At 68.4% G+C, this 23,964-nt stretch carries 23 protein-coding genes; 10 read left to right on the top strand and 13 right to left on the bottom strand.

The window, feature by feature from the left end; all coding sequences use genetic code 11:
• Positions 1-14: 14 nt before the first annotated feature.
• Together TBU01S_RS10700 and cydP are read right to left on the bottom strand one after the other, a co-directional pair.
• Positions 15-1,583, bottom strand: coding sequence for a cytochrome ubiquinol oxidase subunit I (locus tag TBU01S_RS10700; RefSeq protein ID WP_068636636.1), 1,569 nt, complete (start codon positions 1,581-1,583; stop codon positions 15-17).
• Positions 1,561-1,770: a cytochrome oxidase putative small subunit CydP gene (gene cydP / locus TBU01S_RS10695; RefSeq protein ID WP_068636690.1), complete on the bottom strand. Its 210-nt coding sequence runs from the start codon at positions 1,768-1,770 to the stop codon at positions 1,561-1,563. Before cydP ends, TBU01S_RS10700 begins: the two co-directional genes overlap by 23 nt.
• 199 nt (positions 1,771-1,969) lie before the next feature.
• Between cydP and TBU01S_RS10690 the strand changes: the two genes are divergently transcribed.
• A complete protein-coding gene (locus TBU01S_RS10690; RefSeq protein ID WP_068636635.1) occupies positions 1,970-2,278 on the top strand; it encodes an AAA-type ATPase lid domain-containing protein in 309 nt (102 codons plus the stop codon).
• A gap of 193 nt (positions 2,279-2,471) precedes the next feature.
• On the opposite strand, the gene TBU01S_RS10685 is transcribed toward TBU01S_RS10690, so the two are convergent.
• Entirely contained in the window at positions 2,472-3,392 is a 921-nt protein-coding gene (locus tag TBU01S_RS10685; RefSeq protein WP_068636634.1) for a LysR family transcriptional regulator, read from the bottom strand.
• A gap of 135 nt (positions 3,393-3,527) precedes the next feature.
• Here TBU01S_RS10685 and TBU01S_RS10680 point away from each other — a divergent pair, with 135 nt between their 5' ends.
• The 3 genes from TBU01S_RS10680 to TBU01S_RS10670 all read left to right on the top strand — a co-directional run bounded on the left by TBU01S_RS10680 (position 3,528) and on the right by TBU01S_RS10670 (position 7,758).
• The gene (locus TBU01S_RS10680; RefSeq protein WP_217999596.1) at positions 3,528-5,474 is read left to right on the top strand and encodes a TonB-dependent receptor domain-containing protein; all 1,947 of its coding nucleotides are present in this window, start codon (positions 3,528-3,530) and stop codon (positions 5,472-5,474) included.
• Positions 5,475-5,554: 80 nt separating this feature from the next.
• Positions 5,555-6,379, top strand: a complete 825-nt coding sequence (locus TBU01S_RS10675; RefSeq protein WP_068636632.1) for an SAM-dependent methyltransferase — start codon at positions 5,555-5,557, stop codon at positions 6,377-6,379.
• Positions 6,376-7,758: an APC family permease gene (locus TBU01S_RS10670; protein ID WP_217999595.1), complete on the top strand. Its 1,383-nt coding sequence runs from the start codon at positions 6,376-6,378 to the stop codon at positions 7,756-7,758. Before TBU01S_RS10675 ends, TBU01S_RS10670 begins: the two co-directional genes overlap by 4 nt.
• Positions 7,759-7,895: 137 nt before the next feature.
• Here TBU01S_RS10670 and TBU01S_RS10665 read toward each other — a convergent pair whose 3' ends face one another.
• Positions 7,896-8,606: a class I SAM-dependent methyltransferase gene (locus TBU01S_RS10665; RefSeq protein ID WP_068636631.1), complete on the bottom strand. Its 711-nt coding sequence runs from the start codon at positions 8,604-8,606 to the stop codon at positions 7,896-7,898.
• 227 nt (positions 8,607-8,833) lie between these two features.
• The gene (gene trxC / locus TBU01S_RS10660; protein ID WP_068636630.1) at positions 8,834-9,268 is read right to left on the bottom strand and encodes a thioredoxin TrxC; all 435 of its coding nucleotides are present in this window, start codon (positions 9,266-9,268) and stop codon (positions 8,834-8,836) included.
• Between the two features lie 473 nt (positions 9,269-9,741).
• Here trxC and TBU01S_RS10655 point away from each other — a divergent pair, with 473 nt between their 5' ends.
• The 5 genes from TBU01S_RS10655 to TBU01S_RS10635 all read left to right on the top strand — a co-directional run bounded on the left by TBU01S_RS10655 (position 9,742) and on the right by TBU01S_RS10635 (position 14,382).
• On the top strand, positions 9,742-10,158 hold the full coding sequence (locus TBU01S_RS10655) for a DsrE family protein (RefSeq protein WP_068636629.1): 417 nt from the start codon (positions 9,742-9,744) through the stop codon (positions 10,156-10,158).
• A 146-nt stretch (positions 10,159-10,304) separates the two neighbouring features.
• A complete protein-coding gene (locus TBU01S_RS10650; RefSeq protein ID WP_068636628.1) occupies positions 10,305-10,736 on the top strand; it encodes a DUF2141 domain-containing protein in 432 nt (143 codons plus the stop codon).
• Positions 10,737-10,758: 22 nt separating this feature from the next.
• Complete coding sequence (locus tag TBU01S_RS10645) at positions 10,759-11,745, top strand: SLAC1 anion channel family protein (protein WP_068636627.1); 987 nt, start codon at positions 10,759-10,761, stop codon at positions 11,743-11,745.
• A gap of 365 nt (positions 11,746-12,110) precedes the next feature.
• A complete protein-coding gene (locus tag TBU01S_RS10640; RefSeq protein ID WP_083953567.1) occupies positions 12,111-13,691 on the top strand; it encodes a tetrathionate reductase family octaheme c-type cytochrome in 1,581 nt (526 codons plus the stop codon).
• Between the two features lie 4 nt (positions 13,692-13,695).
• Positions 13,696-14,382 (top strand): cytochrome b/b6 domain-containing protein, encoded by a 687-nt coding sequence (locus tag TBU01S_RS10635; RefSeq protein ID WP_068636626.1) that lies wholly within the window; start codon positions 13,696-13,698, stop codon positions 14,380-14,382.
• 106 nt (positions 14,383-14,488) lie between these two features.
• On the opposite strand, the gene TBU01S_RS10630 is transcribed toward TBU01S_RS10635, so the two are convergent.
• Genes TBU01S_RS10630 through TBU01S_RS10615 form a run of 4 tightly spaced genes read right to left on the bottom strand, consistent with a single transcriptional unit; the run spans position 14,489 to position 20,425 of the window.
• The gene (locus TBU01S_RS10630) at positions 14,489-15,862 is read right to left on the bottom strand and encodes a TolC family protein (protein WP_068636625.1); all 1,374 of its coding nucleotides are present in this window, start codon (positions 15,860-15,862) and stop codon (positions 14,489-14,491) included.
• A 19-nt stretch (positions 15,863-15,881) separates the two neighbouring features.
• Entirely contained in the window at positions 15,882-16,091 is a 210-nt protein-coding gene (locus TBU01S_RS10625; protein WP_068636624.1) for a YgaP family membrane protein, read from the bottom strand.
• A 34-nt stretch (positions 16,092-16,125) separates the two neighbouring features.
• Entirely contained in the window at positions 16,126-19,431 is a 3,306-nt protein-coding gene (locus tag TBU01S_RS10620) for an efflux RND transporter permease subunit (RefSeq protein WP_083953566.1), read from the bottom strand.
• Positions 19,376-20,425, bottom strand: a complete 1,050-nt coding sequence (locus TBU01S_RS10615) for an efflux RND transporter periplasmic adaptor subunit (protein WP_068636623.1) — start codon at positions 20,423-20,425, stop codon at positions 19,376-19,378. The genes TBU01S_RS10620 and TBU01S_RS10615 overlap by 56 nt, the downstream gene beginning before the upstream one ends.
• Positions 20,426-20,664: 239 nt before the next feature.
• On the opposite strand from TBU01S_RS10615, the gene TBU01S_RS10610 reads away from it, so the two are divergent.
• A complete protein-coding gene (locus tag TBU01S_RS10610) occupies positions 20,665-20,850 on the top strand; it encodes a PIN domain-containing protein (RefSeq protein ID WP_068636622.1) in 186 nt (61 codons plus the stop codon).
• 53 nt (positions 20,851-20,903) lie between these two features.
• Here the strand turns inward: TBU01S_RS10610 and TBU01S_RS10605 are convergent, their stop codons facing one another.
• From TBU01S_RS10605 to TBU01S_RS10590, 4 genes are all read right to left on the bottom strand, one after another.
• Positions 20,904-21,437, bottom strand: coding sequence for a nitrous oxide reductase accessory protein NosL (locus TBU01S_RS10605; protein WP_068636621.1), 534 nt, complete (start codon positions 21,435-21,437; stop codon positions 20,904-20,906).
• Between the two features lie 29 nt (positions 21,438-21,466).
• Entirely contained in the window at positions 21,467-22,297 is an 831-nt protein-coding gene (locus tag TBU01S_RS10600) for an ABC transporter permease (protein ID WP_068636620.1), read from the bottom strand.
• Between the two features lie 11 nt (positions 22,298-22,308).
• Positions 22,309-23,250, bottom strand: a complete 942-nt coding sequence (locus TBU01S_RS10595; protein ID WP_068636619.1) for an ABC transporter ATP-binding protein — start codon at positions 23,248-23,250, stop codon at positions 22,309-22,311.
• On the bottom strand, positions 23,222-23,964 hold a 743-nt coding region (locus TBU01S_RS10590; protein ID WP_174524527.1), incomplete at its 5' end, for a NosD domain-containing protein. The genes TBU01S_RS10590 and TBU01S_RS10595, both read right to left, overlap by 29 nt.

Raw genomic sequence — 23,964 nt, 5'->3', positions numbered from 1 at the left:
TCCAGGTTTCCTTGTCAGGCGGGGGCGGTTTCGCCGTGTTGTTCGTTCGTGTAGCGGCCGGTGCCCAGGCTGCCCGGCCCCTGGCGGGCGAAGCGCACCATCAGGTACATCTCGACCACCAGCAGCAGGGTGTAGAAGCCGACGAAGCCGGCCAGCGAGCCGTACAGGCTCTCCACCGACAGGGTGGACACCGACAGATGGGTGGGCAGCACGCCGTAGATGGTCCAGGGCTGGCGGCCGTATTCGGCGACGAACCAGCCCAGCTCGCAGGCGATCCACGGCATCGGCAGGAACCACAGCGCCCAGCGCAGCAGCCACGGCTTGCGCTCGAAGTCGCCCTTGACCGAATGCCACAGCGCCAGGCCGAACAGCGCCAGCAGGGCGAAACCCAGCGCGACCATGAGGCGGAAGCTCCAGAACAGCGGCGCCACCTTCGGAATGGTGTCGCGCGCGGCGCGGTCCATCAGTTCGGGCGTGACCTCGTCCATCGACGCCACGTACTTCTTCAGCAGCAGGCCGAAGCCGAGGTCGTCCTTGACCGCGTCGAAGCGCGTGCGCAGGTCGGCGTTGGCCGGGTCGGCGCGCAGGGCTTCGAGCAGGCGCACCGCATCGACGCCGGTTTCCACGCGCTCGCGGTTCCTCGCCACGATGTCGCGGATGCCCGGCATCTCCTGGTCCAGCGAGCGGGTGCCGAGGAGGCCCATCACCCAGGGAATGTGCAGCGCGTAGTCGTTCTTCATCTCCGCCTCGTTGGGAAAGGCGATGAGGTTGAAGCTCGCCGGCGCCGGCTCGGTTTCCCACATCGCCTCCATCGCCGCGAGCTTGGTCTGCTGCGCCTCGCTGACCACGTAGCCGGATTCGTCGCCGAGCACGATCACCGAACACACCGAGGCGAAGCCGAAGGCCGCGGCGATGGAGAACGAGCGGCGGGCGAATTCCAGGTCGCGGCGGCGCAGCAGGTACCAGGATGAGATCGACAGCACGAACATCGCCCCGGTCACGTAACCGGCCGACACGGTATGCACGAACTTGGCCTGCGCGTCCGGGTTGAACAGCACCGCCCAGAAATCCGTCAGCTCCATGCGCATGGTCTCGAAGCTGAATTCGGCGCCCACCGGGTGCTGCATCCAGCCATTGGCCACCAGAATCCACAGCGCCGACAGGTTGGTGCCCACCGCCATCAGCACGGTCACCATCAAATGCTGCTTGCGCGACAGGCGCTCCCAGCCGAAGAAGAACAGGCCGATGAAGGTGGATTCGAGAAAGAACGCCATCAGCCCCTCGATGGCCAGTGGCGCGCCGAAGATGTCGCCCACATAGTGCGAGTAGTAGGCCCAGTTGGTGCCGAACTGGAATTCCAGCGTGATGCCGGTGGTGACGCCGAGGGCGAAGTTGATGCCGAACAGCTTGCCCCAGAAGCGGGTCATGTCCTTGTAGATGAGCTTGCCGGTCATCACCCAGGCGCTTTCCATGATGACCAGCAGCCACACCATGCCCAGCGTCAGCGGCACGAACAGGAAGTGGTACATCGCGGTGGCGGCGAACTGCAGCCGCGACAGGTCAACGAGTTGCTCTGTGACCATCGGTCTCTCCGTCAGGGTTGGGAAGCCCCCCGGCGGACGTGCCGGACGTGTGCGCCACCATGCGCTGGACGTCCACCTCGACCTGGTGGCCGCGGATGAACGCCCACCACAGGGCGGTGATCAGCACGAGCTTGAGCACGACGACCACGACGATCTCGCGCAGCAGTTTCCGGTCGGCCAGTTGCATCGTCATCTCCGGGGGGAAAACCCCCCTTGCAATACAAGTGCCGTGCCAGTACTGTCGGCTAGTCGTGATGATTTTGATTTATATCAATTTTAGAGATGCTTCGAGCGCTCGGTACTGACGGCCGGACTGCCAGTGCCACACAGTCTGCCAGCATAAACTGCCAGTTTTCTGCCAATCTGCTGCCAGCTCGAGCGATACGATGTCGACCGAAAACCGCTTCCTTCCCGAACTGCTCTCCTTTCTCGACAGCCTGCCCGAGCCGCACATCCTGTGCGACTGCGACTACCGCATCAACACCTTCCCGATCGTCGTGCCGCCGCTGCGCGAGCGCGTCAGCGACATCCCGCTGCTGGTCGAATCGCTGCTCGGCCGGGTGGCGCCGGAGCGCCGCCTGCGCGTGCCGGCGGCGGCCATGCGGGCGCTGTGCCGCTACGCCTTGCCAGGCAACGTGGGGGAACTGCGCAACGTGCTCGAACGCGCTGGCCTGCCTGGCTGCCGCCACCCCTGAAGATGAAAGAGACTTCGATGAGGAAGGTGGCGTGGAAAGGCCGTAAAGGTCTTTGGCGGCTCAACCCGCACCCAACGTGACCCGCCGGACTGACTCGCACCCCGGATTGCTTCCTTAAAGAGCGCGCGCTGAAAAGTCTTTCACGCCAACCCCTTGGCAGGGGCCGTTGCCCGGAATCCCTTCCGGACTTCCGTTAGGTACCTTCGATACATTGCTCGAGCGCCCAGCGCGGCGGCAGCCGGGTGTGCAGGTGCTCGACCAGCAGGTCGCAGCGCCGGGTGCGCGGGCCGGGCGGAAGATACAGGGCCAGTTCGATGGCGGGTGCCTGCCAGCCGTCCAGCACCCGGCTGAACTGTCCGCGGAGCCCGTGGCGGGGACATTCGGCCAGCCAGGAAGGCAGGATGCCGATGCCGTAGCCGCGCGCGATGCAATCGGCCAGCATCTGCATGGAGGCCACCCGCAGGCGGGGGGTGAGGCGTACGCTGCGGCGCGTCCCATTGCCGGTGTGATGCAGGATGGTTTGCTGCGCTTCTCCGGCCAGGCAGATCCATGGGCAATCCGGCAGTCCGTCCGGGCCGTCCAGATTGCGGCAGGGGCTGTCGGGGGGCGCGGCGGTGTAGATGCGGCGTTCCCAGCGCCCCAGCGGCAGGCGCTTCATGCCGGGCAGGGCCGCTTCTCCGCATTGGATCCACAGATCCAGCCCCGTTCCGTTCGTCAGGGTGCCGGGGTGGGCCACATGGACATCCAGGCACAGGCCCGGGTAGTGATCGAGGAATTCGTTCAGCGCCCGGCTGATCCAGCCCCGGGTCATTTCCGGGCTGATCCCGATGCGCAGCTCACCGCTGATGCCGGTGGCAAGCTGGTCCACTGCGCGCCGTCCCTCGTCGGCCAGTTCGAGAATGCGCTCGCAGTATTCGGCGTAATGCCAGCCGGCTTCCGTGAGGATCAGCCGGCCGTTCTCCTGCCGGGTCAGGGCGTGCCCCAGCGTCTGCTCGACCAGCGCGATGCGCCGGCTCAGGGTGGACTTGGGGCAGTCCAGCGCGCGTGCCGCGGCACTCAGGCTGTGGTGCCGGGCCAGCGCGAGGACGGCGCGCAGGGGGTCGAAATCGATCATGGCGGTTGCGGACGCATTTGCGGAACGGGGTGTTCCGCGGATGTGGCTTCTTCAGCACAGGGTGAATCTCTAATATTGGATGATATTGAGAGTGATTTACATGTGCAACAAAGAGGCAGACCAATGGCTCCACGAATGACCGCGCTTGCCGCCGTGCTGGCGTCTGGCTGGATGACCGCCAGCCATGCCCAGACCACCTTGCCCGAGGTGGAAGTGCGCGCCCTCTCCGCAGAAAGCAGGGAGATCACTGCGGAAACCCTGCAACGCACCCAGGCGCGGGACATGGCGGAGGTGTTCGCCACCGAATCCTCGGTCAGCGTGGGCGGCGGCGGGCGCAACGCCCAGCGCATCTATCTGCGCGGCATGGAAGGCAGCAACCTCAACATCTCCATCGACGGCGCCAGCCAGGGCCGCAACCTGCACCAGCACCGCGGCGGCATCGGCGGCATCGACCCCGACCTGCTCAAGCGCGTGGACATCCAGGCCGGCCCCGGCGCGGACCGGGGGCCGGGCGCGCTGGGCGGCAGCATCCGCTTCGAGACCGTGGATGCCCAGGACCTGCTCGATCCGCAGCGGCGCGCGGGCGTGCGGCTCAAGGCCGGTTACGCCAGCGCGGACGAGGCGTGGCGCGGCGCCACCACGGTGTACGGCCTGCTGGGCGAGGGCATGGGCCTGCTCGGCCATGTCTCGGCGCAGAACGCCGAGGATTACCGCATCGGCGGCGGCGATGACGCGCCCAACACCGCCGGGCGGGACCGCGACTACTTCCTCAAGTTCAGCCTGCTGGAACAGGCCGGCCACAGCCTGCGCCTGAGCACCGAGCGCAACACCAACCGTGGCCTGTACCTGTGGGGCAGCACCGGCAGCGACATGGGCTATGCGCCGGAAGGCTCGGTGCCCGTGTATCAGGAAAGCGAACGCAACACCCATGTGCTCAACCACAGCTACCGTTCCGCCGATACGCCCTGGATCGACTGGCGCTTCAACCTGTACCGCAACGAGGACCGCCTGAAGAACGTCACCACCGACACCGAGATGCGCGGCGAGAAAACCGGCGGCGAACTGCGAAACACCTTCAGCTTCGGCCTGGGGCCGACCCGCCACTGGCTCACCGTGGGCATGGACTGGTTTTCCGAAGACCTGACCGGGCTGGATTTCCGCAGCGTCAAGCAGACCACGACGTCCAGGAACCGCGCCCTGTTCATCCAGGACCGCATCGCCTTCGGCCCCCTGCTGGTGTCCGTGGGCGCGCGCCATGACGATTTCGATGCCGAGTACGGCCCGCGCAGCGTCAGCGGCAGCGAGGTTTCGCCCAACGCGGGCGTGGAGCTGGACCTGGGGCGGGGCGTCACGGCCTTTGCCGGCTACGGCGAGGCGGTGCGCGGCAGCGGGCTGATTCCCGCTTCCTGGATGACCAACATCACCGAGAGCACCAATTTCAACGACGGCAATCCCTTCGAGCCGGAACGCTCGCGCCAGCGCGAAGGCGGCCTGCGCTATGCGGGCGGCGACCTGCTGCGCGGTGGCGACCAGGTGAACCTTGAACTGACGCTGTTCCGGTCCTACCTGTACGACACCATCGAGCGCGTGGGCGGTGGCGGCGGGCAGGTCAGCGCGATCCGCAACAACCCGGACACGCTGATTTCCACCGGCTGGGATCTGCGCGCGGGCTGGCGCTTCGGCGCCTACGGCACCCGGCTCGCCTACAGCCGGGTGAGCAGCGAGAACCAGCACGGCGATCCGGTCGCCATCAGCCGGCGCCGCAACGCGCCCACCGGCGACCGGCTGGTGTGGGACAACCAGTGGCGCGTGGCCGACGGCCTGACGCTGGGCTATACATTGACTGCCGTGAAGCGCCTGTCGCGCGTGCCGGCCGGGCAGATCGAGCGGCCCGGCTATGCCCTGCACGACCTCCAGGCCGCATGGCAGCCCGCCGCCGTGCGCGGCCTGAGCCTGGCGCTGGCCATCCGCAACCTGGGCGACAAGCGCTACAGCAGCCAGACTTCGATTGCCGCCGGCACCGACAACATCGTCCATGAAGCGGGGCGCGACGTGCGCCTGAGCGCCAGCTACCGCTTCTGATCCACCCGCCGCCGGCGGGTTTCGGCGGCCTCTCCTTTTTCTGCTTTTTCCTGTTTTTTCCTGTTTCCACGGAGTCTTTCATGTTTGCCAAGCAATCCGGCGCCTTGCTGCGCCGCCTCGCCCTCGCCGGGCTGCTGCTTCTTGCCGGCCATTCCTTCGCCGGACAGGCCGGCGGCCTGTATCTGGTCAGCGTGGGCATCGGCGACCCCGACAACATCACCGTGCGGGCGCAGAAGATCATCCAGCAGGCGGACATCGTGTTCGGCATGCAGCGCCTGCGCGAGCGCCTGCCGGAACTGCTCGTCGGCAAGGAAATGCACGAGGCCGGACATGGCCTGTTCGGCACGCTGTCGCGGCGCGACGCCCCGGACGACAAGCTGCGCGAACAGGAGGCGGAAACCCGCCGCATCATCCGCGCGGCGGTGCAGGCGGGCAAGACCGTGGCCGTCATCGACTACGGCGACCCCACCCTCTACGGCCCGCAAACCGGCTACCTGCGCGAATTCAGCGACCTGAACCCGGTGGTGGTGCCCGGCATCTCCAGCTTCAACGCCGCCAACGCCGCGCTGGGGCGCAGCATCACCAGCGGCGGCGAGAGCCGTTCGGTGATTCTCACCGCCGCCGCCGGCATGCGGGAGAACTACCAGGGCCGCGACACGCTCGCCAAACTGGCTGAGACCCGCTCCACGCTGGTGTTCTTCACCATGGGCATGAACCTGCCCGAGGCCGTCGACCAGCTCAAGCGCCACTATCCGGGCGACACGCCCATCGCCATCGTCTCCCACGCCGGCGCGGCGGATCGGCAGGCGGTGCTGCAGGCCACGCTGGATACCGTGCTGGAACGCCTGGGCGGCGACAAGCTGCCCTTCGAGCACCTGATCTACGTGGGCGACTTCCTGCGGTGAAGAACACGCTGGCCGGCGGCCTGCGGCGCGAGATGGGGCTGGGCGCGGCCACCGTATTGGTGGTGGCCAACATGGTGGGCACCGGGGTGTTCACCACCTCCGGCTTCATCCTCGGCGAACTGGGCAGCACCCAGGCCCTGCTGGCCTGTTGGGCCATCGGCGCGCTGTTCGCCCTGGCCGGCGCGCTGTGCTACGGCGAACTGGGCGCCATGCTGCCCGAGGCCGGCGGCGAGTACGCCTACCTGCGGCGCAGCTTCGGCCCGCTGCCGGCCTTCGTGTCGGGCTGGATCTCGCTCATCGTCGGTTTTTCCGCGCCCATCGCGGCGGCGGCCATCGCCTTTGCCACCTATTTTCTCGGCGGCGCGCGGGAAGCCTGGTGGAGCCTGGAAGCGGGCGGCCACCCGTGGCTCGCCCTGTCGCCTGTCTCCGTGCTCGCCATTGCCGCGGTGGTGGTGTTCTCGCTCGTGCATTACCACAGCCTGCGCATGGGGCAGGGCGTGCAGAACGTGCTCACCGTGTTCAAGGTGGCCTTCATCGTCGTGCTGATCGTGGCCGGGCTGGCCTTCGGCGAGGGCGATGCGGCGCGCGTCGAGGCCGCGCTGTTCGGCGACGGGCGCCCGGTGGATGGCGCCGGTTTCGCCGTGGCGCTGATCTTCGTCTCCTTCGCCTACAGCGGCTGGAACGCCGCCGCCTACCTGGGGGCGGAAATCCGCCGGCCGGAACGCAACCTGCCGCTGGCCCTGCTGCTCGGCACCGCCTTCGTCAGCGTGTTGTACCTGCTGCTGAACCTGGTCTACGTCTACGCCCTGCCGCCGGAGCAGATGGCCGGCATGCTGGAAGTGGGCAGCGGCGCGGCCGCCGCGCTGTTCGGCCCGCGCGCGGGCGCGCTGGTGGGGCTGGCCATCGCGCTGGGGCTGCTGTCGGTGGTCAGCGCGATGATCATGGCCGGGCCGCGGGTGTACTACGCCATGGCCAGCCACGGCCTGTTCTTCCGCCGCTTCGGCCAGGTGGACGCGGCCCGCCACACCCCGGCGCAGGCCATCCTGTTCCAGGCCCTGATCGCCATCGGCATGATCCTCACCGCGGCCTTCGACACCCTGCTGATCTACATCGGCTTCACCCTGTCGCTGTCGGCCATGCTCACCGTGGCCGGGCTGCTGCGCCTGCGCCGGCGCGAGCCGGACCTGCCGCGTCCCTACCGCGCCTGGGGCTATCCGCTGACACCGCTGCTGTTCCTGGGCGGCAATCTGTGGATCGTGGCCTACTCGCTGTTCAGCCGTCCGCAGGTGGCCTTGTACGGGCTGCTCACTCTGGGGGCTGGCGTGGGGCTCTACCGCCTGTTCACGGCGGCTGGCCGCGGGACGGTGCAGGAGGGATGAGGAAGGGGCTGACAAAGAGACGGCACGCGTTACCGGAAGGCCGCCAGGAAGCGCCAGGAGAGGGTGAGTGCGGAGAACATGCGCTGCATCATCAGCCCGGCACAATGGGAGAAGCGGATGGGTGACGTCGTTGTGATTCAGGCCGGCTTGCGCAGGATGTCCACCCGGTTGGGCGTATGGAAGGTGGCGCCCTCCGGCGTCAGGTGTGCGTTGAACCTGTCCCGCACTTGCCGATGGACGTCATCGGACAGGCGGTGGTCGGTATGGGTGACGCGGATGATGCGGGCGTCGAAGTCGGCGAAACCCCGGTAGTGGCTCCGGGTGTTGAAGAAGAGTTGCCGTTCGAGGTGCAGGCTGCCGTCGTCCACCGCCTTGCACACCGCGGCGAAGGCAGCTTCGCGCGCTGCCTTTTCGTCGTGGAACAGGCGCAGGATCTCGTTGAAGTCGCCGGCGTAAACCGGCTCGGAAATCCATGCCAGGCCGCCCGGCCTGAGTACGCGGGCGATTTCGCGCAAGGCGCGATCCATGTGTCCGGCCGGGACGTGGTGCAGGGACTTGAACATCAGCACGGCGTCGAAGCGGCCGTCTTCCGCAGGGATGGCCTCGGCCCCGCCATGGCGGAACTCCACCTGGGGCAGATCGGTGATTTCCAGGTTGCGCTCGTGCTGGATGGCATCCACCTCCAGCGCGAGAATGTGCGCAACCCTGCCGCTCTCGGCCAGGGTCCGTGTCTTCTGGGCCTTGCCGCAGCCCAGTTCCAGCACTGCTGCGCCGTCGAGGGGCAAGGTTCCGAGCAGCAACTCCATTTCGTTGAGCAGGGAAGTCTGGGCGGGGTCGGCAATCTTCATGGCTGGTCCGGGCGGGGGTGAAACATGAGAAATCGATAATATTGAAGAGGGTGCGCGCCCATACAAAGAGGCGGAAACGCAGTGGTCGACGGCTGATCCGGACCAGATGTCGGCAAAATCGCCTGTACGGCTCCAGCAACCTTTCCAAAGTCGCCGAATCATCCGGGCATCGCTTGCTCCGCATCCGAGGCAGTTTGCCGGATGCGGAGCAGATCGCGTACCTGCTCTCACAGGTGACTGTCTACCCAGCGCACGATGCCCTGGGCGCCCATGGCGCCTGTCTGGCGCGCGACTTCCTTGCCGCCGGCGAACAGCGCCAGCGTGGGAATGCTGCGGATGCCGTACTGGGCGCCCAGTTGCGGTGCCGCCTCCGTGTCTACCTTAGCCAGCCGTACCCGCGGTTCCAGCAGGCGCGCGGCTTCGGCGAAGTGGGGCGCCATCATGCGACAGGGGCCGCACCAGGGTGCCCAGAAATCCACCAGCAGCGGAATGCCGTTGCGGGCAAGGTGGCGGGGGAAGGCCGCCGCGTCGAGTTCCACGGGCTGTCCGTCGAACAGGGGACGGTGGCACTGGCCGCAGTTGGGCGCCTGACCCAGGCGCTCGGCCGGCAGGCGGTTGACGGCGTGGCAGTGGGGGCAGACGAGATGGAGCGGGGCGTTCATGGTCGTGGGCATCCTGGTTCGTGGTGCTCGTCCGGCATATCGGGCCGGAACGCGATGGTTCAAGGAAAGGCGGGGCCGCGCTGCGGCCTCCTGGCGGCGGACTGCTGGCAGGGAGGGCTGCCGTTTGTGGCGGTGCTGCCAAAGATGGCAGGTATCGAGCAAGCTCGAAAGCGGTGAAGAATCATGCAGATGCAGCGATGTAGCGGAGCGGGGAACGTAGGCATGCATCTTGATCGGCATGGGGAGCGGCAGGTCATTGCATGACGACATGGCCGACAGGTTGGTATTCAGCTCGATGTTGTATTAGCATAATCTTATTTTTGACGCCATGGCGCGCTGCTGCCCTTCGGGGCCTTCTTCGCTGATCACCGGCTGAAGAAAGCCTATCCGGAACTCGGCGCGTGAATGGCGGCGCCCGCCTCGAGCGCCGTTTCGCCGAACGCCCACATCTTTCGTCCACAAGGAGTTGCACCATGAAGAAAACCCTCATCGCACTTGCCTTCGCACTCGGTTCCGGCGCCGCGCTCGCCGACAAGCAGGCCGTCACCGTCGTGCTCAACGACGCCAGCACCATGACGCAAGGCATGGCCATGGTCCTCGCCAACCAGATGCAGGAGCAAGGCGCCCAGGTCGACATCCTGCTGTGCGACAAGGCCGGAGATCTGGCACTCAGGAATGCGGGGGGCGAAGCCCTGAAGCCCAACGACGTCACCCCCGCGCAGTTGCTCGACGCCGCGCTGAAGAAGGGGGCGACGGCCTCGGTCTGCGCACTCTACCTGCCCAACTCCGGAAACAAGCCGGAGGACCTCAAGGATGGCATCAGGCCGGCCAAGCCCGCCGACATGGGGCGTGCCCTGCTGGAACCGAACCGCAAGGTCATCGGGTTCTGAGCGGATACGGGCCGCCACGGCGGCCAGCCCCATCCGGTCCGCGATGAATCGATTCGTCGCGGACCGGAACCTTGCATTCAGGCCGGCCGCGGTTGCGCGGCATCCGCCCTGTCCGGGCGATGCGGCCAGCCCCGGAGGTTCAGGACATGACCCGGCATTTGCTGATCTTTCTGCTCTCGGCTTCGGCGACGGGCAGCGCGCTGGCGCAGGATACCGCGCTCCACGTCACCCTCGACGGACTGCAGCACGCGCGCGGCAGCGTGCGCGTGGGCCTGTATGCCGACCCGAAGACCTTCCGCAAGGAAGCCCAGGCCCTTGCCGTGAAACAGGTGGCCGCCGTGCCGGGCGAACTGCGGGTCGAGTTCGACGGGCTGCCGCCCGGCCGCTATGCCATCATGGCCTACCACGACGAAGACGGTAACGGCGAACTCAACCGGCGCTTCGGCATGTTCCCGACCGAAGGCTACGGGCTGTCGAACAATCCGAGTGTTTCGGGGCCCCCGGCCTTCGAGGACAGCGCCTTCGAGCTCGTGTCCGGCGCCGCGCCGCACGAAGTCCGCATCGACATCCGCTACTGATTCGCCGGCCCAGGAGCTTCCCATGACCGTCCCTGCTTCCAGCACAGCACCCGTTGATCACGCAGGGTGGCTGGCGCATTTCCCCGTCGCCCTGTTTTCCACCGTCATGGGCGTGGCCGGGCTGGCCATCGCCTGGCTCAAGGCGCACCACGGCGGCGGCGTACCGCCGGAGGCCGGCATCGTGCTGCGCTGGCTGGCGAGCGGCCTGTATGTGTTCCTGCTGGCGGTCTACGCCGCCAAGGTGCTGCGCCATCCGGACGCCGTGCGCGCCGACTGGGCCCACCCGGTACGGCTCAATTTCTTTCCCGCCATCTCGATCGGCCTCATCCTGCTCGGCATCGCCTGGGCCCAGGACGCGCCTGCCGTGGCACGCTGGCTGTGGGGCATCGGCGCCGCGGTCCACCTGACGTTCACGCTGTTCGCCATGAGCAGCTGGATCCACCACACCCATTACGACATCAAGCACGCCAACCCGGCCTGGTTCATTCCGGTGGTGGGCAACATCCTCGTGCCGATCGCCGGCGTGCGTTTCGCCCCGGCGGACGTCAGCTGGTTCTTCTTCAGCATCGGGCTGGTGTTCTGGCTGGTGCTGATGACCATCGTGCTCTACCGCCTGTTCTTCCACGAACCGCTGCCGGCGCGCCTGACGCCGACATTGTTCATCCTGATCGCGCCGCCCGCGGTGGGTTTCATTTCCTACGTGGCGCTGACCGGCCAGCTCGACGCCTTCGCCCGCGTGCTGTACTTCACCGCCTTGTTCCTGACCCTGCTGCTGGCGAGCAATGCTGCGCGCTTCTTCCGTCTGCCGTTCTTCATTTCGGCCTGGGCCTATTCCTTCCCGCTGGCGGCGATGACGATCGCCACCTTCGAGATGAGCGCGCGCAGCGGCTCCGCCTTCCATGCGGGCTTGTCCTGGGTGCTGCTGGCGACACTCAGCGCGGTGGTCGCCCTGCTGGCGGTGAAGACCCTCGCGGCGGCGGCCGGACACAGAATCTGCGTGCCCGAATAGGGGTGCGATGAGGGGGCCGGCCACTCGGCCGGCCTGCCAGGATTGACGCCAGATGCTGCCATGAACTGTCATGGCACGCGCCGCTGGCAGTGCCGGCTCGCTCCGGAATGGCTGGGTTCAAGTTTCATATTGTTGTTTTTAAAAGAAATTTATTTAAATCATGGTTGCCGTGGATTCTGGCATGTTCCTTGATACACCCGACACTGAGGCGGAAATGCCCGACTGAACAGCCACCGCAGCGTCGCTTCGCTGCCCCCCGAACTCTCCTGGCAGGGGCCGTTGCCCGGATGTTCTTTCCTGCCTTCGTTTCACATCCCGACCGGGCATCCAGGGGCCGGGCATTAGAAAAGAAAAGGAAGAGGAGCATGGAGACCATGATCGGCCGGGGTGTGGCATGCGCACTCGGCGTGGCGTTATGGATGGCAGGCAGCGCCCTGGCGGCGACCGCCGACCACGGCAAGTTCAAGGAACTGCAGGGCCCGTTTGCCAGCGGTGAGGACGTCACCCGCGCCTGTCTGTCCTGTCACACCGAGGCGGCCAGGCAGGTCATGGCCACCCGCCACTGGACCTGGGAATACGAGAATCCCGCCGACGGCAGCAAGCTGGGCAAGAAGACCATGCTCAACGGCTTCTGCATCGGCGACAAGTCCAACGAGGCTTTCTGCCAGTCCTGCCACGTGGGTTACGGCTGGAAGGACGACAGCTTCGATTTCTCCGCCGAGGAGAAGGTGGATTGCCTAGCCTGCCACAATACAGGGGGATACAAGAAGCTCTCCGGGCTGGCCGGGCACCCGGCCTACGAGCGCATGGAATGGCCGCCCGGTTCGGGCAAGTTCGTCGAGGCCACCGATCTCGCCCGGGTGGCGCAGCATGTGGGCCACACCTCGCGCGAGACTTGCGGCACCTGCCACTACTACGGCGGCGGCGGGGACGGCGTGAAGCACGGCGACCTGGATTCCTCCCTCAACGCCGCGCCGCGCGAACTGGACGTGCACATGGCGCAGGACGGCCTGAACTTCGCCTGCAGCGACTGCCACCAGGCCGAAGAGCACAAGGTGCCCGGCAGCCGCATCGCCATGACCGCCGCCGATCCCCACGGCCCCCTCGTGCGCGGCCAGAAGAGCGAACGCAACCCGGCCACCTGCCAGTCCTGTCACGGCGACAAGCCGCACGAGGAAAGCCTGCTGCATGCCGGACGGCTCAATGCCCATACGGACACCCTGGCCTGCCAGGCCTGCCACATCCCGAGCTTCGCGCGCGGCGGCGTGCCCACCAAGATGGGTTGGGACTGGTCCACCGCCGGCCGGATGGACCAGAACGGCAAGCCCTTCCAGAAGAAGGACGACAAGGGCCACGTGATCTACGACAGCAAGAAGGGCGACTTCGTCCTCGGCGAGAACGTGGTGCCCGACTACCTGTGGTTCAACGGCAAGGTCACCTACACCACGATCGACACCCGCATCGATCCGTCCGCCGAGGTGGCGATCAACACCTTCCACGGCGGCCCGGACGACCCGGACGCACGTATCTGGCCGGTGAAGATCTTCCACGGCAAGCAGCCTTACGACGTGGAGCACCGCACCTTGCTGGTGCCGCACACCGCCACGCCGGACGACACCGCCTTCTGGTACAACTTCGACTGGCCCAAGGCGCTGGCCGCCGGCGCCGCGGCCACGGGCCAGCCCTACAGCGGCAAGTTCGATTTCGCCGCCACCCGCATGATCTGGCCGATCACCCACATGGTGGCGCCCAAGGAGCGGGCCGTGGCCTGCCACGAATGCCACAGCCGGGACGGACGCCTGGCGGGCGTGGAGGGCATCTACGTTCCGGGCCGCGACGGCCTCCCCTTGCTGCGCACCGCCGGCTGGCTGGCCGCGCTCGCGGCCCTGGCCGGCGTGCTGATCCATGGCGCGCTGCGCATCCTCACCCACTACCGGGGGAAGTGACACCATGAACGAACATCGACCCGTGCGCCGCATCTACGTCTTCAAGCGCTACGAGCGTTTCTGGCACTGGTCCCAGGCCGTGCTGATCGTCTTCATGATGCTCACCGGCTTCGAGATCGCCGGCGCCTACGAGAATTTCGGCTTCCGCCGCGCGGTGGAGTACCACACCCTGGCCGCCTGGGCGCTGCTGGTGCTGTGGGCCTTCACCATCTTCTGGCAATTCACCACCGGCGAGTGGCGGCAGTACATCCCCACGCTGAAGAAGGTGGACGCCATGGTGCGCTACTACGCCTGGGGCATCTTCCGCGGCGCGCCCCACCCCTATCACAAGACCGCGCTCAAGAAGCACAATCCGCTGCAGCGCCTGGCCTACCTAGCGCTGCTGGCGGTGGTCTCGCCCGTCATCTGGGTCTCCGGCCTGTTCTACCTCTTCTACGCCTGGTGGGGGGATTACGGCGTCGACCGCTGGCTGGAACTGGAATGGGTGGCCACCGCCCACACCGCGGGCGCCTTCATGATGCTGGTGTTCTTCATCGTGCACGTGTATCTCACCACCACCGGGCACACGGTGTTCGCCCACATCAAGGCGATGATCACCGGCTGGGAGGACGAGGAACCGGAGGGCGACCCCGCCCGGTCCGGCCGCTCGCTCCAGGGGGGCGACGATCCGGCGCGGAGCGGCATGCCATGAACCGGCACCGGGCAGGATTCACCGCGGCATGGATTGCCGCATCGAGCTCATCGCCATGCCCCGCCGTGCCGGCGCCAGCGGGCGAGAAGGGCATGGCGGGGCTGGCTCAGCGGGCCTGCGCCCAGGCCCACGCCAGAGCGCCTTCGTCCAGCCCGCCGGCCAGCGCGTCGAGCTGCAGACGGTGCAGCAGCAACTGCACGCGCGCCTCGTCCAGCGCCAGCCGGGCGGCGGCATGGGCGTTTTCGGCATTGAGCAGATCCAGCGTGCTGCGGTCGCCGGCCTCCAGGCCGAGCCGGGTGGCTTCCAGTTGTGCCAGACTGGCTTCGGCGCCCGCCTGCAGCGCCTGCACGCGGGCGCTGCCGGTGGTCAGGCCCAGCCAGGCGCTGCGCATGCGGTGATCGATCTGCTGGCGGAGCAGGTCGCGGTCGGCGCGGGCCTGGTCGAGCAGATGCAGGGCTTCCCGCTGCTGGGCGCTGCGCAGGCCGCTGGTGGACAGCGGCAAGGTGAACTGCACGCCGGCCCAGGCCTCGCGGCCGTGGTTCGCGGCGCTGCCGCCGCGGCCGTCGCCGCTGAGGTGTTCGCTGCCGACCCTGGCCACCAGATCCAGCCGGGCGTCGTCCAGCGGGCCGTGGCGGGCGGCTTCGCGGGCGGCCGCGGCCACCTGCTGTTCCATCAGCAGCCACTGCGGGTTGTGCTGCGCGGCGCGGGCCTGCCAGTCATCCAGGGGCGCGGTCTGCGGCGTTTGCCGCAGGGCCTGGGGCAGGCGAGCCTCGCCGTCCGCCAGGCGGATGCCGGTCAGGTCGGCCAGCGCGTTGCGGCGCAGATCCAGTTCGGTTTCGGCGGCAAGCACCTGGGCACGCACGGCTTCGGCGCGCGCGTGGGCTTCGTGGGTATCCGTCACCGGCAGGTCGCCCAGTTCGAAGCGGTCGCGGGTTTCGGTGAGGATGCGTTCCACCGCCTGTTGCTGCCGCCGCAGCACGTGCAGCGATTCCTCGGCCAGCGCCAGCGCGAAATAGGTTTCGGCCAGATGCAACATCAGGTTCTGGCGGGCGGCCTGCCACTGCAGCTCGGCGCTCGCGGCGGAGATCTCCAGCAACTGCTGCCGGGCGCTGCGCTGCGGGCTGTAGAGCGGCTGCATCAGCACCAGGCTCCAGTTGCCGCTGCGGGCGTGGCTGACGTCGGTCTCGAAGCGCACGCCGCCGGTGCTGCCGAAGCCCGGCGCGGCGAACTGCGCACCGCGGGTCAGGCTGCTGGCGTCGGCATAACCGGCGGCGGCACCGATGACCAGGTCGGGCCGCCATAGGGCGCGCGCCTGGTCGCTGCGGCTCTGCCCCGCCAAGCGGGCGGCGCGGGCCGAGTGCAGGACGGGCGCATGGGCCTGGGCAGCTTCCCACAACTGCGGCAGGGGCGTGGCGCGGGCGCCGGCGGCGGCCAGCAGCAGCGCGGCACACAGCGGGGCCAGCGTGAGGCGGCGGATCATGGCGCGTTCCGGTGACGGTTCAGCAGCCCGGCGGCACGCCCAGCCTGCGCAGCAGGGTTTCCAGCAGGCACCACCGGGTGAAGCCGCTCTGCAGCAGGTTGAGGCCGACGAAGACGGTGAACGCCAGCCACCACTGGTTCACGAACACGGGGCTGCCCGGCACGCCCAGGGCGAGGGACAGCAGGATGAAGAAGCCGGCGGCGATGCGCACGATCTGCCAGGATGTCATGGCGGTTCTCCTCGAGGGGAAGGTGGGGGAAGGATCAGGCATGGGGCTGCCCGGTGCCGCCGCGCGGGCGGTAGGCGACGTAGTAGAGCAGCGGGATGACGACCAGCGTCAGCAGCGTGGACACCAGGATCCCGGAGATCAGCGCGATCGCCAGGCCGTTGAAGATCGGGTCGTCGAGGATGAAGAAGGCGCCCAGCATGGCCGCCAGCGCGGTCAGCGCGATGGGCTGGGCGCGGATGATCGCCGACTGCACGATGGCCTGTTCCAGCGCCACGCCCTGCGCCTGCTGCAGGCGGATGAAGTCCACCAGCAGGATGGAGTTGCGCACGATGATGCCGGCCAGCGCGATCATGCCGATCATGCTGGTGGCGGTGAATGGCGCGTGCAGCAGTGCGTGGCCGGGCAGGATGCCGATCAGCGTCAGCGGGATCGGCGCCATGATGACGAGCGGCATCAGGTAGGAGCCGAAGTGCGCCACCACCAGCAGGTAGATCAGCAGCAGCCCGACGGCGTAGGCGGCGCCCATGTCGCGGAAGGTCTCGTAGGTGATCTGCCATTCGCCGTCCCACTTGATGGCGTATTCGCGCCACGGGTCCAGCGGCTGGCGGATGAAGTATTCGCCCAGCGCGCCGCCGTTGGGGGTGGGCAGGGCGAGCAGTTCGCCGCGCATCGCGAACATGCCGTACAGAGGGCTGTCGACCGCGCCGGCCATGTCGGCGGTGACGTAATCGACCGGCAGCAGATCCTTGTGGAAGACGGGCTGTTCGCGCACGCCGTCGTCGATGCGCACCACCTCGCGCACCGGCACCAGGGCGCCTGCGGCGGAACGCACCGGCAACTGCAGCAGTGCGTCCAGTTCGCCGTGCAGGTGCGGCGGCAGTTGCAGCCAGGCGGGGGCCGGGTATCTGCTGCCGTCGTGCACATAGGTGGCGGCCAGGCCACCGAGGCCGGCCTGCAGCGTCTGCACCACGTCGGCCTGGGCCACGCCCAGCGCGGCGGCCTTGCGCCGGTCCACCCGCAGCAGGACGCGGGGGGCGGCGCTGGTGGTGCTGTCGTCCACATCGACGACGCCGGGCGTGTTCTCGAACACCGTGCGCACCTGCCGCACCAGCGCGTGGCGGCCTTCCACCTCCGGGCCGTAGATTTCGGCGACGATGGGTGCCTGCACCGGCGGGCCGGGCGGCACTTCGACGATCTTGACGTTGGCGCCGTGGCGCGCGCCGATGGCTTGCAGCGGCGCGCGCAGGCGCGTGGCGATGGCGTGGCTCTGCTCGCGGCGTTCGGATTTCGGCCGCAGGTTGACCTGCAGGTCACCCACCGCGCCGCCGCTGCGCAGGTTGTACTGGCGCACCAGGCCGTTGAAGTTGATCGGCGCGGCGGTGCCCGCGTAGGCCTGGTAGTCGCTGACTTCCGGCACCGTGGCCAGATGCGCGCCCAGTTCGCGCAGCACCGCGGCGGTCTTCTCCAGCGGCGTGCCCTCGGGCATGTCCACCACCACCTGGATTTCCGACTTGTTGTCGAAGGGCAACATCTTCAGCAGCACCAACCCGGTGGCCGGCAGCACCAGCGAGGCGGCGATCAGCAGCATCACCGCGAGCCCGAGCAGCCAGCGCCTGCGCCGGCCGCGGCGCGTGTCCAGCAGCGGATCGAAGATGCGATGGAACAGCCGCGCCAGCCACGGCCGCGCGGCATCGGCGCCGTGGCTGGCATTCGTACCGGCGGGCACCTCGCGCATCCACAGCCGCGCCAGCCAGGGGGTGACGGTGAACGCGATCGCCAGCGACAGCAGCATGCCCATGCTGGCGTTGATCGGGATGGGGCTCATGTAGGGCCCCATCAGGCCGCTGACGAAGGCCATCGGCAGCAGCGCGGCGATCACCGTGAAGGTCGCCAGGATGGTCGGGCCGCCGACCTCGTCGACCGCGGCGGGGATGATCGCGGCGAGCGGCCGGCCGGGGTGCAGGTGCTGGTGGCGGTGGATGTTCTCCACCACCACGATGGCGTCGTCCACCAGGATGCCGATCGAGAAGATCAGCGCGAACAGCGACACGCGGTTGAGGGTGAAGCCCCAGGCCCAGGAGGCGAACAGGGTCACGGTCAGGGTCAGCAGCACGGCGATGCCGACGATGGCCGCCTCGCGCCGCCCCAGCGCGAAGAATACGAGCGCCACCACCGAGGCGGTGGCGAACAGCAGCTTCTGGATGAGCTGGCGCGCCTTGTCGTCGGCGGTGGCGCCGTAGTTGCGCGTTTCGGCCACCTGCACGGCGTCGGGGATCACCGTGCCCTTGAGGCTCTCCACCCGCTCCATCAGGCGGTCGGCGACGTCGATGGCGTTCTCGCCGGGTTTCTTGCTGACCGCCAGTGTCACCGCCGGGTATTCGGCCGCCTGTCCGCCGGTGGTGCCGTGCCAGACGTAGCTGGCGGCGGGCGGCGGCCCCAGGCGCACCTCGGCCACGTCGCCGAGCAGCACCGGGCGGCCGTCGTGCGCGCCCACCACCAGTTCGGCCACGTCGCGGGCATCCTGCAGGAAGGCACCGGTATCCACCTGGATGGCCTGGTTGCCGGCGAGCAGTTCGCCCGCCGGGCCGCCCGCATTGGCGGCCTGCAATGCCTGGTGCAGCTCGCCGACGCTGACGCCGTGGCTGCGCAGGCGCGCCGGGTCGAGCTGCACCAGCACGGCGCGGCCGGGGCCGCCGAGAGTCCACACCTCGCGCGTGCCGGGCACGCGCTTGAGTTCGGCCTCGATGCTGTGCGCCACGCGCGCCAGATCGTAGGCGCCCTGGTCGGCGGCATCGGTGTATAGCGTCAGGCTGACGATGGGCACGTCGTCGATGCCGCGCGGTTTGGCGATCGGCGGCAGCACGCCCAGCCCGGCGGGCAGCCAGTCGGCATGCGAATCGAGCGCGTCGTGCAGGCGCACCAGCGCCTCGGTGCGCGGCACGCCAACCTCGAACTGCACGGTCAGCAGCGCCTGGCCGGGGTAGGAGGCGGAGGTGACGTGCTCCACCCCCGCCATGCCGGCGAGCACCTGTTCGGCGGGAGAGGCCACCATCTGCTCGACCTCGCGCACCGAGGCACCGGGAAAGGCGACCATCACGCTGGCCATGGTGACGTCGATCTGCGGTTCTTCCTCGCGCGGCGTCACCAGCATCGCGAACAGCCCCATCAGCAGCCCGAGCAGGGCCAGCAGGGGCGTGATCCGTGCGGCCTGGAAGGCGGCGGCGATGCGGCCGGAGAGGCCCGGGCCGGTGCCGTGTTCTGCAGTGCTCAAGCCGGCCCCCTCGTCAGCGGCGCAGCCGCGCGGCGGCCTGCGGGTCCACCACCACCGCCTCGCCCGCATCGACGCCGGCGAGCACTTCCACCTGCTCGCCGCGTTCGGCGCCCAGCCGCACCTGGCGCAGCAGCGGGCGCTGCTGCGCATCCAGTACGTACAGCCCGGTCATCTCCGCGCGGCGCACGACGGCCCGGCGCGGCACCAGTACGGCGGCGCGCGGCGCGGCGTCCGCCAGCCAGACGCGGGCATAGCTGCCGGGTGCCACCGCCCCGGCCGCCGGCGGCAGCGCCAGCCGCAGCCGCACGGTATGGCTGCGCGCATCGAGCGTGGGCAGCACCTCCACCGCGGCGGGGGAGAGCATGCGGCCGCCGGGCAGTTCCAGCCTGATGTCCGGCGCCGCGGCGTCGGCCGGCACGGCGCCCTGCGGCACGTCGGCGACCACGCGCAGCGCGTCGGGGGCGAACAGCGCCAGCAGCGGACTGCCGGGCATGGCCATGTCGCCGGTCTCCACCGGCACCTCGGCGACGATCGCATCGAACGGTGCCCGCAGCACGGACAGCCCGGCCTGCGTGTCCGCCGCGTCCGCCGCGGCCTGCTGCGCCCTGGCCTGGGCTGCGGCGGCCTTGTACTGCGCCTCGGCGCGCTCCAGCGCCGCCTGGCTGATGTAGCGTTTCTCGAACAGGCGCTGCTGGCGCGCGAATTCGCTGCGGGCGGCGGTCAGCACCGCGACGGCGGCCTCGGTCTGTGCGGCGCTGGCCTGCGCGGTTTTCCCGGCCACGCGGCTGTCGATGTGTAGCAGTACCTGGCCTTCCGCCACGCGATCGCCGGCCTTCACGTGCAGCGCGGTGATCGTGCCGGCCACCTGCGCCGCCACCGTGGCGCTGCGCACCGCCTCTACGCGGCCGGCATGGGCGGTGCCGGTGCCGACGCCGGCCGCCTGGGCGGATACCGTTGCAGGCGCGACCGTTCCGTCCGGCGGGCCGGCCAGCACGGGTGGCCAGGGGAGGCAGGCGGCCGACAACAGCGCGCAGACCAGGGTTTTCTGGCGGAGAGGGAGCATGGGTGGGCTGTGCGTGGAACGGAATGGATGACAGGGAGTCTGGCGAACCGGGGCTTATCGGTTGTGCATTGCGTGACCATTATATTAGAAATTTCTAATTTATTGTTTGCAGATCGCCGCGTTGTGATGTGCAGGGCACTGAGCTGCTTGTCCGATGAGCGCAGCAAGATGCTGCCCCCGAGCGGCAAAACGCTCGAAGGGGGTCCAACTCCTGATATTGCGTCAATGATTGCATTCCCATGAAGCGCCATCAGGCCTACTCAGATCTGATGGCTCGAGCTCGGGCAGAAGGTCTGGCCGTCGGCAGGGCAGACGCTCATGCCGCCGCCACGGCTGCCGCGCGTGCTTTCATGGTCGCCACACGTGACGCCACACCTTTTGAGGCTGCCGGCCTGACCGTCATCGATCCGTGGGAAGAAAGGTAATCAGCGACCTGACGGATTGCCAGTGGTAGCTCTGGCCCAGAAATCGAAATCAGTCACTCGGGAATGGCCATGTCTGGCGTGACGTCGCTGAACTTCAGCACCTTGCCGCCGTGCTGTGCGGCGAAGGTCCGGGCATCGGCCTCGGTCGCGAAGGCCGCGGCGGTCGGCCCCATCGAGCCCAGCCGCTTCGAGCCGAAGACGTAGAAGGCCTGGCGGGCATCGATCCAGTGGCCGGCCGGCGCGTCCCAGTCGGCCTTGCCCATGTCCTGCACGAAAATGCCGGTGACGCGGCGCGCCTGCTCCGGGCTGAGGTGGATGTTGAACATCTCCAGCGTGTCGCAGAACCAGTCGGGTTCGGCCACGCCGGCGTAATGGATCTGCGCCTTGGGGCCGGGGTAGTCGGCCAGCAGCATGCCGTCGAGCGCGCAGCTGGTGCTGCGCTCGATCTCGAGCGCGACGACCGAAGCGCTGCCGCCGTCCGTGCCGCCGCAGGCCGCGAGCAGGCCGGTGGCGACACCGGCGGCCAGGAAGCGGCGCCGGTCGAAGGATGACCGGGGGGTGTGGCGGCAGCCGTGGTGTGTGCACATGTCTGTTCTCCTGTCGCAATCTTGGGTTGTCAGGCGCGGCCCGCGCCGAGGCGGAAGCGCCAGGCGGCGATGGCCAGCGGCAGCGCGATCCAGCCGGCCATCACCAGTCCGAGCAGCCAGGGCCTGGCCAGCGCGGGCGGGAACACGGTGGCCAGGCCGTACAGCGTGCGCACGTCCTCGAGCGAGAAGATGTTGAGGATGCGGAAGACGTCGGCCGGATTGAGCAGCAGCAGGTAGGGCAGCGCCTCGCCGCCCCACTGGCCGGCGGTGACGACCAGCACGCCGAGCAGCAGCAGGTCGAAGATCAGCACGAAGAAGAACCACATCGCGATCGCCAGGCCCGAGGCGCGGGTGCGGTCGGCGGCGAACACCGACAGCATCACCGCCAGGCTGAGGAAGGCGCAGCCGAGCAGCACCGAACTGATCATGAAGCCCAGGTAGTGGTACAGCGCATTGAGGTCGAGCTGGGCCGACAGCACGACGCCGACCAGGCCGAAGCCGGCGATGGTGGAAAAGGCCAGCGCGCCGGCCAGGCCGAGGTACTTGCCCAGCAGCAGCTCGACGCGGGTGATCGGCATCGACAGCAGCAGGTCGAGCGAGCCGCGCTCGCGCTCGCCGACGATGGCGTCGAAGCCGAGCACCAGCGCGATCAGCGGGATCAGGTAGATCACCAGGCTGACCAGGCTGGCGATGGTCACCTCGATCGAGCGGAAACCCACCGCGCCCTGCTGGGCGGCGCCGAAATAGGCGATCGACAGCGCGAAGGCGGTAAACACCAGCGCCACCGCCAGCACCCAGCGGTTGCGGATGCGGTCCCAGAATTCCTTGCCGGCGATGGCGGCGATCTGCGAAAACTCCATGGTCCGCCCCTTTAGTCCGAGAAGCCGAAGAACACGTCTTCGAGCGAAGGTTCGCGCACGCCGAGGTCGCGCACCTTGTCGCCGAGCGCGGCCAGCGCGGCGATCACCGCCATCTTGGCCTCGCGCGGGCACTGCACCGCGACGTGATCGTCGCGCGCCTCGATCGCGCCCACCGGCAGGCTGCCCAGCGCCGCGCGCACCGCCTCGAAGTCCTCGGGCGCCACGCGCACGCTGAACCACAGCGGCAGCGCCATCTGCTCGCGCAGGGCCTGCACCGTGCCGCTGGCCTGCACCTGGCCGGCGGCCATGATCGCCAGGCGGTCCACCCGCTCCTGGATCTCGGCCAGGATGTGCGAGGTGATGACCGTGGTCACGCCCTGGCTCTTCAACTGGCGCAGGATGGCGTAGAAGCCGCGGATCGCCTCGGGGTCGAGGCCGGTGGTGGGTTCGTCGAGGAACAGGATGCGCGGCTGGCCGAGCAGGGCCTGGGCGAAGCCGAGGCGCTGGCGCATGCCCTTGGAGTACTCGCGCACCCGCCGCCGGGCGGCGTGGGCCAGGCCGACGCGCTCGAGCAGGGCGGCATGATTCTGCCCGGCCACGCCTTTCAGCCTGGCGAAGAAGTGCAGCGTCTCCAGCCCGGTGAGATTGTCGTACAGCACCACGTTCTCGGGCAGGTAGCCGATCTTGCGCCGCACCGCGCGGAAGTCGCCGCCGCTCACCGGCGCGCCGTCGATGCGGATCTCGCCCGCGGAAAGCGGGATCAGGCCGAGCATCATCTTGAACAGCGTGCTCTTGCCGGCGCCGTTGTGGCCGATCAGGCCGAACAGTTCGCCTTCGCGCACGTCCAGGTCGACGCCATCGACCGCGTGGATGGCGCCATAGTGCTTGCGCACGCCGCGGGCGGTGATCACCGCGCGGGTCGTGTCACTCGGAGCGGGGGAAATATCGGCCACGCCATTGGCTCCAGTCGGGGTTGTGCGGCTGCATGCGCGGTTTGGGGTCGACGATGCTGGGCGCGCGCAGCAGCGGGAACTGCTGGCCGACCAGGCGCAGCGTCTGCACCGCGGGGCTGGCCAGCAGCAGCTTCATCATCGGGTGGCGCCAGGACAGGCGGTCCACCATGTCGTTGGCTTCGTACCGGACGTCGCCGGCGCCGTCGCCGTCGCGGTCCCAGCCGAGGTAGTTGCTCCAGTAGTTGCCCGTCTGCTCGCCCCAGACCATGTCGCGGGCGCCGACGTAGCGCACCTGCTCGCGGTTGGCGATGAAGTCGTTGCCTTCGACCTGGTTGTTCTTCGAGCCCGCCCACAGGTGGATGCCGACGCGGTTGTCGATCACCGCGTTGCCGCGCAGCGCGTTGTATTCGGCATCGTAGATGAAGAAGCCGCGCTGGTTGCCGGCGACGACGTTGTTCTCGATCACCGAGTCCTGGATGGTGCGCAGCATGATGCCGTGGTCCGAGTTGGCCCAGGCGCGGTTGTTGCGCACGGTCAGGCGGCGCACTTCCATCAGCGCCAGCCCGCCGCGGTTCATCCAGCTGTCGTTGCCTTCCCAGACGTTGTCGTAGGCGTTCATGTAGTGCGTGCCGTAGCGGCTGTGGTGCAGGCGGTTGTCGCGGAACAGCGCGTCGTGCGAGACATCGACGTACAGCGCGTCGCGCACGAAGCTGA

The sequence above is a fragment of the Thauera butanivorans NBRC 103042 genome (assembly GCF_001591165.1).
GTDB lineage: Bacteria > Pseudomonadota > Gammaproteobacteria > Burkholderiales > Rhodocyclaceae > Thauera > Thauera butanivorans.
The sequence above is the reverse complement of the archived record's forward strand: the minus strand, read 5'-3'. Positions and strand labels throughout refer to the sequence as shown.

Bases quoted from the DNA above. Each gene is read 5' to 3' on its own strand.
- trxC (WP_068636630.1), bottom strand. From the start codon at position 9,268: ATGAACGCCCCGCTCCATCTCGTCTGCCCCCACTGCCACGCCGTCAAC.
- TBU01S_RS10600 (WP_068636620.1), bottom strand. From the start codon at position 22,297: ATGGAGTTTTCGCAGATCGCCGCCATCGCCGGCAAGGAATTCTGGGAC.
- TBU01S_RS10650 (WP_068636628.1), top strand. From the start codon at position 10,305: ATGACCCGGCATTTGCTGATCTTTCTGCTCTCGGCTTCGGCGACGGGC.
- TBU01S_RS10655 (WP_068636629.1), top strand. From the start codon at position 9,742: ATGAAGAAAACCCTCATCGCACTTGCCTTCGCACTCGGTTCCGGCGCC.
- cydP (WP_068636690.1), bottom strand. From the start codon at position 1,770: ATGCAACTGGCCGACCGGAAACTGCTGCGCGAGATCGTCGTGGTCGTC.
- TBU01S_RS10700 (WP_068636636.1), bottom strand. From the start codon at position 1,583: ATGGTCACAGAGCAACTCGTTGACCTGTCGCGGCTGCAGTTCGCCGCC.
- TBU01S_RS10635 (WP_068636626.1), top strand. From the start codon at position 13,696: ATGAACGAACATCGACCCGTGCGCCGCATCTACGTCTTCAAGCGCTAC.
- TBU01S_RS10620 (WP_083953566.1), bottom strand. From the start codon at position 19,431: ATGCGGGCGAGGCGGTGGTGGTGGACCCGCAGGCCGCCGCGCGGCTGC.
- TBU01S_RS10605 (WP_068636621.1), bottom strand. From the start codon at position 21,437: ATGTGCACACACCACGGCTGCCGCCACACCCCCCGGTCATCCTTCGAC.
- TBU01S_RS10645 (WP_068636627.1), top strand. From the start codon at position 10,759: ATGACCGTCCCTGCTTCCAGCACAGCACCCGTTGATCACGCAGGGTGG.
- TBU01S_RS10675 (WP_068636632.1), top strand. From the start codon at position 5,555: ATGTTTGCCAAGCAATCCGGCGCCTTGCTGCGCCGCCTCGCCCTCGCC.
- TBU01S_RS10680 (WP_217999596.1), top strand. From the start codon at position 3,528: ATGACCGCGCTTGCCGCCGTGCTGGCGTCTGGCTGGATGACCGCCAGC.
- TBU01S_RS10625 (WP_068636624.1), bottom strand. From the start codon at position 16,091: ATGACATCCTGGCAGATCGTGCGCATCGCCGCCGGCTTCTTCATCCTG.
- TBU01S_RS10690 (WP_068636635.1), top strand. From the start codon at position 1,970: ATGTCGACCGAAAACCGCTTCCTTCCCGAACTGCTCTCCTTTCTCGAC.
- TBU01S_RS10665 (WP_068636631.1), bottom strand. From the start codon at position 8,606: ATGAAGATTGCCGACCCCGCCCAGACTTCCCTGCTCAACGAAATGGAG.
- TBU01S_RS10630 (WP_068636625.1), bottom strand. From the start codon at position 15,862: ATGATCCGCCGCCTCACGCTGGCCCCGCTGTGTGCCGCGCTGCTGCTG.
- TBU01S_RS10685 (WP_068636634.1), bottom strand. From the start codon at position 3,392: ATGATCGATTTCGACCCCCTGCGCGCCGTCCTCGCGCTGGCCCGGCAC.
- TBU01S_RS10615 (WP_068636623.1), bottom strand. From the start codon at position 20,425: ATGCTCCCTCTCCGCCAGAAAACCCTGGTCTGCGCGCTGTTGTCGGCC.
- TBU01S_RS10640 (WP_083953567.1), top strand. From the start codon at position 12,111: ATGGAGACCATGATCGGCCGGGGTGTGGCATGCGCACTCGGCGTGGCG.
- TBU01S_RS10610 (WP_068636622.1), top strand. From the start codon at position 20,665: ATGAAGCGCCATCAGGCCTACTCAGATCTGATGGCTCGAGCTCGGGCA.